The following is a 12345-nucleotide window of genomic DNA, read 5'->3' on the forward strand; positions in this document are numbered from 1 at the left end:
GTGACGGAGGCACAGGACTAACCCTAAAGGTCAAGTTTAGGGTTGGGGTCGGCGGTCGGCATTTCGGACATTCAGTCAGAAACCAGGCTCCCTACCCATCGACATCCGTCGGAACGGCCCCGTCGGGCCGGGCCGACCCGGAAATTCGAGGCGAGAGGCCTTCGACGTGGCAGCACCGCAGAACTACCTCGCAGTCATCAAGGTCGTCGGAATCGGCGGCGGTGGTGTCAACGCCATCAACCGGATGATCGAGGTCGGTCTCAAGGGCGTCGAGTTCATCGCGATCAACACCGATGCGCAGGCCCTCCTGATGAGCGACGCCGACGTCAAGCTCGATGTGGGCCGTGAACTCACCCGGGGCCTCGGCGCCGGCGCCAACCCCGAGGTCGGCCGCAAGGCGGCCGAGGACCACCGCGAGGAGATCGAGGAGGTCCTCAAGGGGGCCGACATGGTCTTCGTCACCGCGGGCGAGGGTGGTGGCACGGGCACGGGCGGCGCGCCCGTCGTCGCCAACATCGCCCGTTCGCTCGGCGCCCTGACCATCGGCGTGGTCACCCGCCCCTTCACCTTCGAGGGCCGGCGCCGTGCCAACCAGGCCGAGGACGGCATCGCGAGCCTGCGCGAGGAGGTCGACACCCTCATCGTGATCCCGAACGACCGGCTGCTGTCCATCTCGGACCGCCAGGTCAGCGTGCTCGACGCGTTCCGCTCGGCCGACCAGGTCCTGCTCTCCGGTGTCCAGGGCATCACCGACCTGATCACCACCCCCGGTCTGATCAACCTCGACTTCGCGGACGTCAAGTCCGTCATGTCGGACGCCGGTTCGGCGCTCATGGGCATCGGCTCGGCCCGCGGTGAGGACCGCGCCAAGGCGGCCGCCGTGATGGCGATCTCCTCGCCGCTGCTGGAGGCCTCGATCGACGGCGCCCGCGGCGTGCTGCTGTCCATCTCGGGCGGCTCCGACCTCGGTCTGTTCGAGATCAACGAGTCGGCCCAACTGGTCAGCGAGGCCGCCCACCCGGAGGCCAACATCATCTTCGGTGCGGTCATCGACGACGCGCTCGGCGACGAGGTGCGCGTCACCGTCATCGCGGCCGGCTTCGACGGCGGGCAGCCGCCGGCGATCGTCCGCGACCCGGTGGTCAAGTCCACCCCGGCCGCCGCGACCACCCCGTCCGCCGCCCCGGAGCGCCCGGCCGCCCGGCCGTCCTACGGGAGCATCGGTTCGGTGACCTCCCGCTCGGAGGGCGAGGCCCCGGCCGCCCCGCGCGCCGCGGAGGCCCCGGCCACCGCCACCGCCGCCCCGGTGCCCCCGCAGGTGCAGCCGGCCCGCCAGCCGTACGTGGAGAGCCCGGCGGAGGAGCTCGACGTCCCGGACTTCCTTAAGTGATCGATCACGCGGTACGCGCGGGTGCTCACTTCGCCTTCACCGACCGGTGGGGCGGGGTGAGCACTTCGCCGTACGGGGAGCTCAACCTCGGCGGCGCGGTGGGCGACGACCCGGCGGCCGTCCGCGAGAACCGGGCGATAGCCGCCCGGGAGCTCGGACTGGACCCGGCCGACGTGGTCTGGATGAACCAGGTGCACGGCGCGGACGTCGCCGTGGTGACGGAGCGCCAGTCACTCGGGGAGGCCCCGACGGTCGACGCGATGGTCACCGACCGGCCGCTCGCGCTCGCCGTGCTGACCGCCGACTGCACCCCGGTGCTGCTGGCCGACCCGGTGGCGGGGGTGGTGGGCGCGGCCCACGCCGGCCGCCCGGGCCTGGCGGCCGGGGTGGTGCCCGCGGTGGTGCGGGCGATGGTCGAACTGGGGGCCGAGCCGGGCCGGATCGCCGCCGCGACCGGCCCCGCGGTCTGCGGCCGCTGCTACGAGGTGCCGGCCGCGCTGCGGGCCGAGGTCGCCGCGGTGGTGCCCGCCGCGTTCGCCGAGACCTCCTGGGGGACGCCGGCACTGGACGTGCCGGAGGGGGTCGCGGCCCAGCTGGCCGCGGCCGGGGTCACGGGACCGGTGCGGTCACCGGTCTGCACCCTGGAGTCCGCCGATCACTACTCCTACCGCCGCGAGCAGCGCACCGGCCGGCTCGCGAGCTACGTCTGGTTGGGCCCTGATCACTGATGACGAACGACATCTACGGACCGTTCCCGGGGAGCGCGGACTTCCTGGACGCGCTGACGGAGGGCCAGCGGGCCCGGTACGAGGAGCTGGGGACCAACCTCGACGTGGTGGAGCGGCGGATCGCCGACGCCTGTGCGGCCGCCGGACGGCCGCGCGACGAGGTCACCCTGATCGTCGTGACCAAGACCTACCCCGCCGAGGACAGCGCGCTGCTGGCCGGCCTGGGGGTGACCGACGTCGCGGAGAACCGCGACCAGGACGCCGCACCCAAGGCAGTGCAGTGCAGAAACCTTCCTCTTGACTGGCACTTCGTCGGACAGCTGCAGACCAACAAGGTCCGCTCGGTCGTCGGCTACGCCAACCACGTGCACTCGGTGGACCGGCTGCGGCTCGTGGAGTCGCTCTCGGCCGCGGTGCTGAAGGCGGAGCGCCCCGAACTCGGCTGTCTGGTGCAGGTGGCCCTGGACAAGGAGCACGGCGAGGGCGGGCACCGGGCCGGGGTCGCCCCGGAGGACGTCGCGGAGCTCACCGACGCGATCGCCGACACGCCCGGGCTCCGGCTGGACGGTGTGATGACCGTCGCCCCGCTGGCCGGACCGCTGGCCGGGGACCCGGCCCGGGCCTTCGCGCGGCTGGCGGAAATCGCAACCGCCGTACGGACGGACCATCCTGCTGCCACCATGGTCTCCGCAGGGATGAGCGGTGACCTCGAGCAGGCGATTGCCGCCGGGGCGACACATGTGCGCGTCGGAACGGCGGTACTCGGAGTGAGGTCACCCCTCAGGTAACGTCACCGGGTAGTAGATCAGACTGCAGGACAAAATAGGACAGAATCTAGCAGCTCCCCGGAGCGCTAGCGAACCGTGGATCGCAGCTCCGCGGCCCCCACCCCACGAACTCTGAGCGGCCGTCGGCCTGACGCGCCGTCGTGGGTGGACCGCGGAATCCGCGGGCAGGGCCGTAACGGCCTGGCCGCCGGGACGGAGTCGGTCCGCACGGAGCGAGCGACCACCGGAAGGTGCGCGTTTCGCGAAGCAGCCACCGGGCGCCTGCGCGGTGGCCATGAGCGGAGGAGACAGGAGCATGGCCGGCGCAATGCGCAAGATGGCGGTCTACCTCGGCCTCGTGGAGGACGAGACGTACGACGGCCAGGGGTACGACCCCGACGACGACTACGACGCGGACCCCGAGCCGATTCGCACGGGACAGCGGACCGAGGACATTCCCCGGCCGGCCCCCGCGCCCGCCCCGGTCTCCTCGATCACCCCGCAGCCGGTGCCGGCGGCGGTCCCGATCCGGCAGGAGACCCCAAGGATGGCACCAGTGTCGTCCATCACACCCGAACGCCGCCACAACCTGGAGAAGAGCGCCCCGGTGATCATGCCCAAGGTAGTGAACGAACGAGAGCCCTACCGCATCACCACGCTGCACCCCCGGACCTACAACGAGGCCCGTACCATCGGGGAACAGTTCCGCGGCGGGACCCCTGTGATCATGAATCTCACCGAGATGGACGACACGGACGCCAAGCGGCTCGTAGACTTCGCCGCTGGACTCGTCTTCGGTCTGCACGGCAGTATCGAGCGCGTGACACAGAAGGTGTTCCTGCTGTCGCCTGCTAACGTCGATGTCACGGCGGAGGACAAGGCTCGGATCGCCGAGGGTGGGTTCTTCAACCAGAGCTGACCCGGCCACGACTTTACGTGTGGATCCGATCAACAGTGGGTTAGCGACAGGCGACGAGCGGCAGGCCCCAGGGCCGGACCGGGGAGAGGGAAAACGCGATGGACATCGTGTGGGCGGTGCTCTACTACGCCCTGACCGTCTTCCTGGTGTTCCTGCTTGCACGGCTGGTCATGGACTGGGTCTTCCAGTTCGCGCGTTCGTGGCGGCCGGGCAAGGCCATGGTCCTGGTCCTGGAGGCCACGTACACTGTCACGGATCCGCCGCTCAAGCTTCTTCGGCGGTTCATCCCGCCGTTGCGTTTCGGGGGCGTGGCGCTCGACCTGTCCTTCTTCGTACTGATGATCATTGTGTATGTCCTGATCTCGCTTGTGCGGCCCTAGTCGTAGGTGAGCGATGCGACAGGATGCCGGTGTGCCGACGATCACGTTGAGGTGAAGAGATGCCATTGACCCCCGAGGACGTTCGGAACAAGCAGTTCACGACCGTCCGCCTGCGCGAAGGCTATGACGAGGACGAGGTCGATGCCTTCCTCGACGAGGTCGAGGCGGAGCTGACCCGCCTGCTCCGCGAGAACGAGGACCTGCGCGCCAAGCTGGCGGCCGCCACCCGTGCCGCCGCCCAGAACCAGGCCAACATGCGGAAGGAGCCGCCGCAGGACAGCCGTCCCGGCGCCCCCGTCCCGGCCGCCATATCCGGCCCGCCGGTCCCCGGCCAGCAGGGCCCGGGCGGCCCGCAGCAGATGGGCGGCCCCGGTGGCCCCCAGCAGCAGCAGATGGGCGGCCCGCAGCAGCAGATGGGCAACCAGCCCCTCGGCCTGCCCTCCGGTGCCCCGCAGCTCCCCGCCGGCCCCCAGCAGATGGGCGGCCCGCAGCAGCAGATGAACCAGACCATGGGCGGCCAGCAGCAGCTGGTCCAGCCGATGGGCGGTCAGATGCTGCAGCCCATGGGCGGTCCCGGTGGCCCGCAGCAGATGGGCAACCCGATGGGCCAGGGCATGGGCCAGCAGCAGATGCAGCCGATGGGCGGCCCCATGGGCGGCCCGCCGCAGCAGATGGGCGGCCCGATGGGCGGCCCCATGCAGCAGCAGGGCCCCGGTGGCGACAGCGCCGCCCGCGTCCTGGCACTCGCTCAGCAGACCGCCGACCAGGCGATCTCCGAGGCCCGCTCCGAGGCCAACAAGATCGTCGGCGAGGCGCGCAGCCGGGCCGAGGGCCTGGAGCGCGACGCCCGTGCCAAGGCCGACGCCCTGGAGCGGGACGCGCAGGAGAAGCACCGCGTCGCGATGGGCTCCCTGGAGTCCGCCCGCGCCACGCTGGAGCGCAAGGTCGAGGACCTGCGGGCCTTCGAGCGCGAGTACCGCACGCGTCTGAAGTCGTACCTGGAGACCCAGCTGCGCCAGCTGGAGTCGCAGGCCGACGACTCGCTCGCCCCGCCGCGGATCCCCGCCACCGCGTCGCTGCCGCCGGCGGCCTCGTCGATGGCTCCGGCCGGTGCCGGTTCGATGGGCGGCGCGCCGTCCTTCGGCGGCAACCAGCCGTCCTTCGGTGGCAGCACGCCGTCGTTCGGCGGTCAGAGCTCCTTCGGCGGCAACGCCCCGGCGCCGAGCTTCGGTGTGCCGGCCCCCGGTGGCAACACCGGTGCGCCGCAGATGCAGCCGGCCGGGATGACCCAGCCGATGGCCGCGGTCCGTCCGCAGCCGCCGCAGCCGATGCAGCAGGCCCCGGCGCCGATGCGCGGCTTCCTCATCGACGAGGACGGCGACAACTGAGGTCCTAGCCCGACCTTCCGGAGCGCCCCCCGTCCGACCCCCAGGGTCGGGCGGGGGGCGCTCCCGTCGTTGGAGGGGGCGGCCGGACGGAAACGGCGGAGCCGCCGCCACCCCGGCGAGGGGTGACGGCGGCTCCGGGTGTCGGTCAGGCCTTGCGGAGCTGGAAGGCGAGGCCGAGGGAGTCGTCGGAGAAGGTCTCGGAGTCCCAGTCCGCCGCGCCCGCGGCGAAGTCGGTGGCGAGGACCTCCTCGGCGACCAGGGGGCCGTGCTCGGCGATGGCCTCGGCGGTCTCCTCGGCGGTCGCCCGCCAGCGCAGGACGATGCGGTCGGCGACGTCCAGGCCGGAGTTCTTCCGGGCCTCCTGGATCTGGCGGATGGCGTCGCGGGCGACGCCGAGCCGCTTGAGCTCCGGAGTGATCGCCAGGTCGAGCGCGACGGTGGCACCGGACTCGTTGGCGACGGCCCAGCCCTCGCGCGGGGTCTCGGTGATGATCACCTCGTCCGGGGAGAGCGTGACCGTCTCGCCGTCCAGCTCGACCGAGGTCTCGCCGTCGGCGCGCAGCTCGGCGGCCAGGCGGGCGGCGTCGGTGGCGGCGACCGCCTTGGCGACGTCCTGCACGCCCTTGCCGAAGCGCTTGCCCAGCGCACGGAAGTTGGCCTTGGCGCTGGTGTCGACCAGCGAGCCCCCCACCTCCGCCAGGGACTCCAGGGCGGAGACGTTGAGCTCCTCGGCGATCTGCGCGCGCAGGTCGGCGGGCAGCTCGTCCCAGCCCTGGGCGGCGACCAGCGCGCGGGACAGCGGCTGGCGGGTCTTGACGCCCGACTCGGCGCGGGTCGCCCGGCCGAGCTCGACCAGGCGGCGGACCAGCGCCATGTGGCGGGAGAGGTCGGCGTCGACGAGCGACTCGTCGGCCACCGGCCAGGCGGACAGGTGCACCGAGGCCGGGGCGTCCGGGACGACCGGGACGACCAGGTCCTGCCAGACCTGCTCGGTGATGAACGGCGTCAGCGGCGCCATCAGGCGGGTGACCGTCTCCAGCGCCTCGTGCAGGGTCGCGAGCGCGGCGGCGTCGCCCTGCCAGAAGCGGCGGCGGCCGCGGCGGACGTACCAGTTGGACAGGTCGTCGACGAAGCCGGAGAGCAGCTTGCCGGCGCGCTGGGTGTCGTACGCCTCGAAGGCCGCGTCGACCTCGCGGACCAGGGTGTTGAGCTCGGAGAGCACCCAGCGGTCCAGCTGCGGGCGGTCGGCCGGGGCCGGGTCGGCGGCGGAGGGGGACCAGCCGGCGGTGCGCGCGTACAGGGCCTGGAAGGCGACGGTGTTCCAGTAGGTGAGGAGGGTCTTGCGGACCACCTCCTGGATGGTGCCGTGGCCGACCCGGCGGGCCGACCAGGGCGAGCCGCCGGCCGCCATGAACCAGCGGACGGCGTCGGCGCCGTGCTGGTCCATCAGCGGGATCGGCTGCAGGATGTTGCCCAGGTGCTTGGACATCTTGCGGCCGTCCTCGGCCAGGATGTGGCCCAGGCAGACGACGTTCTCGTAGCTGTTCCTGTCGAACACCAGGGTGCCGACGGCCATCAGCGTGTAGAACCAGCCGCGGGTCTGGTCGATCGCCTCGGAGATGAACTGCGCCGGGTAGCGCTTCTCGAACAGCTCCTTGTTCTCGTACGGGTAGCCGTACTGGGCGAAGGGCATCGAGCCCGAGTCGTACCAGGCGTCGATGACCTCGGGCACCCGGGTGGAGCTGCCGCCGCACTCGCGGCAGCCGAAGGTCACGTCGTCGATGTACGGGCGGTGCGGGTCGAGGGCGCTCTGGTCGGTGCCGGTGAGCTCGGAGAGCTCGGCCAGCGAGCCGACGCAGGTGAGGTGGCCCTCCTCGCAGCGCCAGATCGGCAGCGGGGTGCCCCAGTAGCGGTTGCGGCTGAGCGCCCAGTCGATGTTGTTGTTCAGCCAGTCGCCGAAGCGGCCGTGCTTGACCGTCCCGGGGAACCAGTTGGTGGCCTCGTTCTCGCGGATCAGCGCGTCCTTGACGGCGGTGGTCCGGATGTACCAGGACGGCTGCGCGTAGTAGAGCAGCGCGGTGTGGCAGCGCCAGCAGTGCGGGTAGCTGTGCTCGTACGGCAGGTGGCGGAAGAGCAGGCCGCGCTCCTGGAGGTCCGCGACCAGGGCCTCGTCGGCCTTCTTGAAGAACTGGCCGCCGACCAGCGGGACCTCGGGGGCGAAGGTGCCGTCGGCCAGCACCGGGTTGACCACCGGCAGGCCGTACCTGCGGCAGGTCGCGAGGTCGTCCGCGCCGAAGGCGGGCGACTGGTGGACGATGCCGGTGCCGTCCTCGGTGGTGACGTAGTCGGCGTTGAGGACGTAGTGCGCGTCCTCGATCTCGACCAGGTCGAAGGGGCGGCGGTAGGCCCAGCGCTCCATCTCGGCACCGGTGAAGGACTCGCCGGTGGTCTCCCACCCCTCGCCGAGCGCCTTGGCGAGCAGCGGCTCGGCGACGACGAGCTGTTCCGTCCCGTCGGTGGCCACCACGTAGGTGACCTCCGGGTGGACGGCGGCGGCGGTGTTGGAGACCAGGGTCCACGGGGTGGTGGTCCACACCAGCAGGGCGGCCCGGCCGGCCAGCGGTCCGCCGGTCAGCGGGAAGCGGACGAAGACCGAGGGGTCGACCACGGTCTCGTAGCCCTGGGCCAGCTCGTGGTCGGACAGGCCGGTGCCGCAGCGCGGGCACCAGGGGGCGACCCGGTGGTCCTGGACCAGCAGGCCCTTGTCGAAGATCTGCTTGAGCGACCACCAGACGGACTGGACGTACGACGGGTCCATCGTGCGGTAGGCCTCGTCGAGGTCGACCCAGTACCCCATGCGGGTGGTCAGCTCGGCGAACGCGTCGGTGTGGCGGGTCACCGACTCGCGGCACTTGGCGTTGAACTCGGCGATGCCGTACGCCTCGATGTCCTGCTTGCCGGAGAAGCCGAGCTCCTTCTCGACGGCGAGCTCGACCGGGAGGCCGTGGCAGTCCCAGCCGGCCTTGCGGGCGACGTGGTAGCCCTTCATCGTCCGGTAGCGGGGGAAGACGTCCTTGAAGACGCGGGCCTCGATGTGGTGGGCGCCGGGCATGCCGTTCGCGGTCGGCGGGCCCTCGTAGAAGACCCACTCGGGGCGGCCCTCGGACTGCTCCAGGCTGCGCTGGAAGACCTTGTCGTCCTGCCAGAAGGACAGGATCCGGTGCTCGAGGGCAGGCAGGTCGACCTGTGCGGGGACGGGGTTATAGGTGCTCATCGCTGGCGTCTACCTCCGGCGGATGCGTGGGCTGGATCCTCCGGAGGGACGAGACGGCGTGCCGTCCCGCGGTACCACCCTCCTTGGCCGCGATGGTGACTGCGGCCCTCTTGTTTGGGCTTGCTGCCGGGTCTACCGGGCCGCCGGGGGGCGGCCGTTCTTCCGGCGGCTCCGGGGTGATCTTCCCGCCGCGCACACCCCCGGGCTCGCACCGTCCCCGGGTCGCTGGTGGCTGCGTACGTCGGTACTCGTCCCATCTGCGCCTTGCACGGCCAGTGTATCGGCCGGGCGAACCCGTTTGTCCAAACCGTTTCCCGGGGGCCCGTCCAGGGGGTGGGAAGGGGCGGTTAGGCGGGGGTGATCTGGGCACAAGTCTGGTCAGCGCGCGGGGCGTGGCGGCTGGGGCGGCTGCCTGGGTGGGATCATCGTGAGGCGTCGGTATGTCATGTTGTGACCGGTTTTGATCGGGATTATCGTTCCGGCACTGGAGGCCGCCGGGAACCGGCGGCTCGATTCGTTCGTAGATGGGGTCGAAGCCATGGCTGAGAAGGCAACCGGCGCGGGTACCGCCACCAAGCGGGCACGCAAGGCCGTGGCGGCCGATCCAGGGGAGGGGACCGTGACCACTACCGCACGGCAGAACAGCAGCACCGACACCGTCACCGTGACGCGCGGCGCGGAGTCCGTCGACCCGGCCACGCTGCCGATCCGGCCCGGCGAGGACCCGTGGACCACCGGCGAGGTGCACGAGCTGCACACCGAGCTCATCAGCGAACTGGACCGCCTGCGCAACGAGATCGACGCCGCCGAGGCCGCCATCTCCGGCCTGATGCGCGACTCCAACGACGGAGCCGGCGACGACCAGGTGGACGCCGGCACGAAGAACATCTCCCGGGAGAGCGAGCTCGCGCTGGCCAACAACGCCCGGGACAGCCTCGCCCAGACCGAGCGCGCCCTGGCCCGGCTGGAGGGCGTCGGCTTCGGCACCTGCGAGTCCTGCGGCAAGGCGATCGGCAAGGCCCGGATGCAGGCCTTCCCCCGGGCGACGCTCTGCGTGCAGTGCAAGGCCAAGCAGGAACGCCGCTGAACCGACCGACCGGCGCGACGCGGGGGGTCGGGCTTGCCGTACGCTCGACCCCGTAACGTCGCCCGACCCCTGCAGCGCATCCGGCCCGGATGCGCCGGGCCCGGCGACCAGGGCCCACCCTCCCCCGCTCCGGACGGGGGAGCTCCATCGGCAGCGGAGCGGATCATCAGTACGCAAGGTTCCCCCCAGACCCGGGACGACGCCGTCCCGACCCCCGCCGAAGCCGTGGAGGTGGCCGTGGCCGAGCCCACCGAGCCCACCGAGGCGCCCGCTCCGGTCGCGGCGGAGGCGCCGAAGGGCCCCCGGCGGATCGGCGTGCTGCTGGTCGTCGCCCTGCTCGCCTTCCTGATCGACTTCGGCAGCAAGCTGCTGGTGGTGGCCCGGCTGGAGAACCACTCGGCGATCAAGGTGATCGGCGACGTCGTCACCTTCCAGGTCATCCGCAACTCCGGCGCCGCCTTCGGCATGGGCCAGGCGCTGACCGTCGTCTTCACGATGATCGCCTCGGCCGTCATCGTGGTGATCTGGCGGATCGCCCGCCGGCTGTACAGCCTGCCCTGGGCGATCGCGCTCGGGCTGCTGCTCGGCGGCGCCCTGGGCAACCTCACCGACCGGCTGTTCCGCGCGCCGGGCGTCTTCCGCGGGCACGTCGTCGACTTCATCTCCGTCCAGCACTTCGCGGTGTTCAACCTCGCCGACTCGGCGATCGTCTGCGGCGGCATCCTCGTGGTGCTGCTCTCCTTCCGGGGCAGCAACCCGGACGGCACCGTCCACCAGCAGAGCGCCAAGGGCGAGTAGCGGGCCCTCCCGCCAGGGGCGGGCGGAGCTCGGCGGACGGGGGCGGCCCGGGTTTCCGGCATACTCGTACGGGTGAGTACCGCAGCGCAGATCCGCAGCCTCCCCGTACCCGACGGCCTGGAGGGCGAGCGCCTCGACGCCGCCCTCGCCCGGATGTTCGGCTTCTCCCGGACGAAGGCCGCCGAGCTGGCCGCCGACGGCAAGGTGACGCTCGACGGCGCCGTGGCCGGCAAGTCGGACCGGGTGACCGCCGGCTCCTGGCTGGAGGTCGAGATCCCCGCCCCCGCCGCCCCGGTGCAGATCGTCGCCGAGCCCGTCGAGGGCATGCGGATCGTCCACGACGACGAGGACATCGTGCTCGTCGACAAGCCGGTCGGCGTCGCCGCGCACCCCAGCCCCGGCTGGACCGGCACCACCGTCATCGGCGGTCTGGCCGCCGCCGGCTACCGGATCTCCACCTCCGGCGCGGCCGAGCGCCAGGGCATCGTGCACCGGCTCGACGTCGGCACCTCGGGCCTGATGGTCGTCGCCAAGTCCGAGCGCGCGTACACCGACCTCAAGCGGCAGTTCCACGACCGGATCACCGAGAAGCGCTACCACACGCTCGTCCAGGGGCACCCGGACCCGATGAGCGGCACCGTGGACGCGCCGATCGGGCGCCACCCCAGCTCCGACTGGAAGTGGGCCGTCACCCGCGACGGCAAGGCCTCCATCACCCACTACGACCTCATCGAGGCGTACCGCGCGGCCTCGCTGCTCGACATCAAGCTGGAGACCGGCCGCACCCACCAGATCCGGGTGCACATGTCCGCGCTGCGCCACCCCTGCGTCGGCGACCTGACCTACGGCGCCGACCCGACGCTCGCCAAGCGCCTCGGGCTGACCCGGCAGTGGCTGCACGCCGTCTCGCTCGGCTTCGAGCACCCGGCGGACGGGCAGTGGGTCGAGTTCAAGAGCGAGTACCCGGCCGACCTGCGGAAGGCGCTCGACATCATCTCGGCGGAGAGCTGACATGGCGGTGACCGTCCGGGTCGCCGAGGGCGAGGCGGACCTCGCGCTGGTGCACGGTGTGCGGCGCGCGGTGTTCATCGTCGAACAGGGGATCCCCGAGGACGAGGAGTGGGACGACCTCGACCCCACCTCGGAGCACCTGCTGGCCGTCGGCGCCGACGGCACCCCGCTGGGGACGGCGCGGCTGATCCACGGCGAGCAGGCCCTGAAGCTCACCGGCGGCGTCGAGGGGCGGGTGCTGCTCGGGCGGCTCGCCGTCGTCGCGGCGGCCCGGGGGACCGGGCTCGGCGCGGACCTGGTGCGGGCGATCGAGGCGGCCGCACTGGCCCGCGGCGCCCGTGAGGTGGAGCTGCACGCGCAGGTGCAGGCGCTCGGGTTCTACGAGCGGCTCGGGTACGCGGCGGAGGGGCCGGTGTACCAGGACGGCGGGATCCCGCACCGGACGATGACCCGGGTGCTGTAGCCGCCCCCCTCCGGAGGGCCGTCAGACGGTTCCCCGTGCCCGGTCAGGGCACGGGGAACGCGGCTTTCCGGGCGGTGCGGGGCGGAGTCGGAGGGCGGCCCCGGCGGGCGGGGCGGCCGGCTTTATCGGACGCCTACCGC

At 72.0% G+C, this 12345-nt stretch carries 11 protein-coding genes; 10 read left to right on the forward strand and 1 reads right to left on the reverse strand.

Translation table 11 applies throughout. From position 1 onward, the window contains the following. The first annotated feature begins 166 nt into the window (after positions 1 to 166). From ftsZ to ACIRS1_RS04930, 6 genes are all read left to right on the forward strand, one after another. On the forward strand, positions 167 to 1390 hold the full coding sequence (ftsZ, locus tag ACIRS1_RS04905) for a cell division protein FtsZ (protein ID WP_360207333.1): 1224 nt from the start codon (positions 167 to 169) through the stop codon (positions 1388 to 1390). Continuing rightward, positions 1387 to 2118 carry a peptidoglycan editing factor PgeF gene (pgeF, locus tag ACIRS1_RS04910; protein WP_402836803.1) on the forward strand — a complete coding sequence of 244 codons (732 nt, stop codon included), beginning with the start codon at positions 1387 to 1389 and terminating at the stop codon, positions 2116 to 2118. The genes ftsZ and pgeF overlap by 4 nt, the downstream gene beginning before the upstream one ends. Then, a complete protein-coding gene (locus tag ACIRS1_RS04915) occupies positions 2118 to 2906 on the forward strand; it encodes a YggS family pyridoxal phosphate-dependent enzyme (protein WP_360207328.1) in 789 nt (262 codons plus the stop codon). Before pgeF ends, ACIRS1_RS04915 begins: the two co-directional genes overlap by 1 nt. A gap of 295 nt (positions 2907 to 3201) precedes the next feature. Then, positions 3202 to 3804 carry a cell division protein SepF gene (locus ACIRS1_RS04920; protein WP_360207325.1) on the forward strand — a complete coding sequence of 201 codons (603 nt, stop codon included), beginning with the start codon at positions 3202 to 3204 and terminating at the stop codon, positions 3802 to 3804. Positions 3805 to 3902: 98 nt separating this feature from the next. Continuing rightward, the gene (locus ACIRS1_RS04925) at positions 3903 to 4184 is read left to right on the forward strand and encodes a YggT family protein (protein WP_360207322.1); all 282 of its coding nucleotides are present in this window, start codon (positions 3903 to 3905) and stop codon (positions 4182 to 4184) included. 59 nt (positions 4185 to 4243) lie between these two features. Next, positions 4244 to 5572, forward strand: a complete 1329-nt coding sequence (locus ACIRS1_RS04930; protein ID WP_387898424.1) for a DivIVA domain-containing protein — start codon at positions 4244 to 4246, stop codon at positions 5570 to 5572. 145 nt (positions 5573 to 5717) lie between these two features. Here the strand turns inward: ACIRS1_RS04930 and ileS are convergent, their stop codons facing one another. Beyond that, the gene (gene ileS, locus ACIRS1_RS04935; protein WP_402836806.1) at positions 5718 to 8846 is read right to left on the reverse strand and encodes an isoleucine--tRNA ligase; all 3129 of its coding nucleotides are present in this window, start codon (positions 8844 to 8846) and stop codon (positions 5718 to 5720) included. Positions 8847 to 9465: 619 nt separating this feature from the next. Here ileS and ACIRS1_RS04940 point away from each other — a divergent pair. The 4 genes from ACIRS1_RS04940 to ACIRS1_RS04955 all read left to right on the forward strand — a co-directional run bounded on the left by ACIRS1_RS04940 (position 9466) and on the right by ACIRS1_RS04955 (position 12205). Continuing rightward, positions 9466 to 9933 (forward strand): TraR/DksA family transcriptional regulator, encoded by a 468-nt coding sequence (locus ACIRS1_RS04940; RefSeq protein ID WP_360207314.1) that lies wholly within the window; start codon positions 9466 to 9468, stop codon positions 9931 to 9933. 162 nt (positions 9934 to 10095) lie between these two features. Next, positions 10096 to 10731, forward strand: coding sequence for a signal peptidase II (gene lspA, locus ACIRS1_RS04945; RefSeq protein WP_387898680.1), 636 nt, complete (start codon positions 10096 to 10098; stop codon positions 10729 to 10731). A gap of 72 nt (positions 10732 to 10803) precedes the next feature. Further along, the gene (locus ACIRS1_RS04950) at positions 10804 to 11742 is read left to right on the forward strand and encodes an RluA family pseudouridine synthase (protein ID WP_360207309.1); all 939 of its coding nucleotides are present in this window, start codon (positions 10804 to 10806) and stop codon (positions 11740 to 11742) included. Position 11743: 1 nt separating this feature from the next. Further along, a complete protein-coding gene (locus ACIRS1_RS04955; protein WP_360207306.1) occupies positions 11744 to 12205 on the forward strand; it encodes a GNAT family N-acetyltransferase in 462 nt (153 codons plus the stop codon). Positions 12206 to 12345: the final 140 nt, after the last annotated feature.

It is taken from the genome of Kitasatospora sp. NPDC101176 (assembly GCF_044768035.1).
Classification (GTDB): domain Bacteria; phylum Actinomycetota; class Actinomycetes; order Streptomycetales; family Streptomycetaceae; genus Kitasatospora.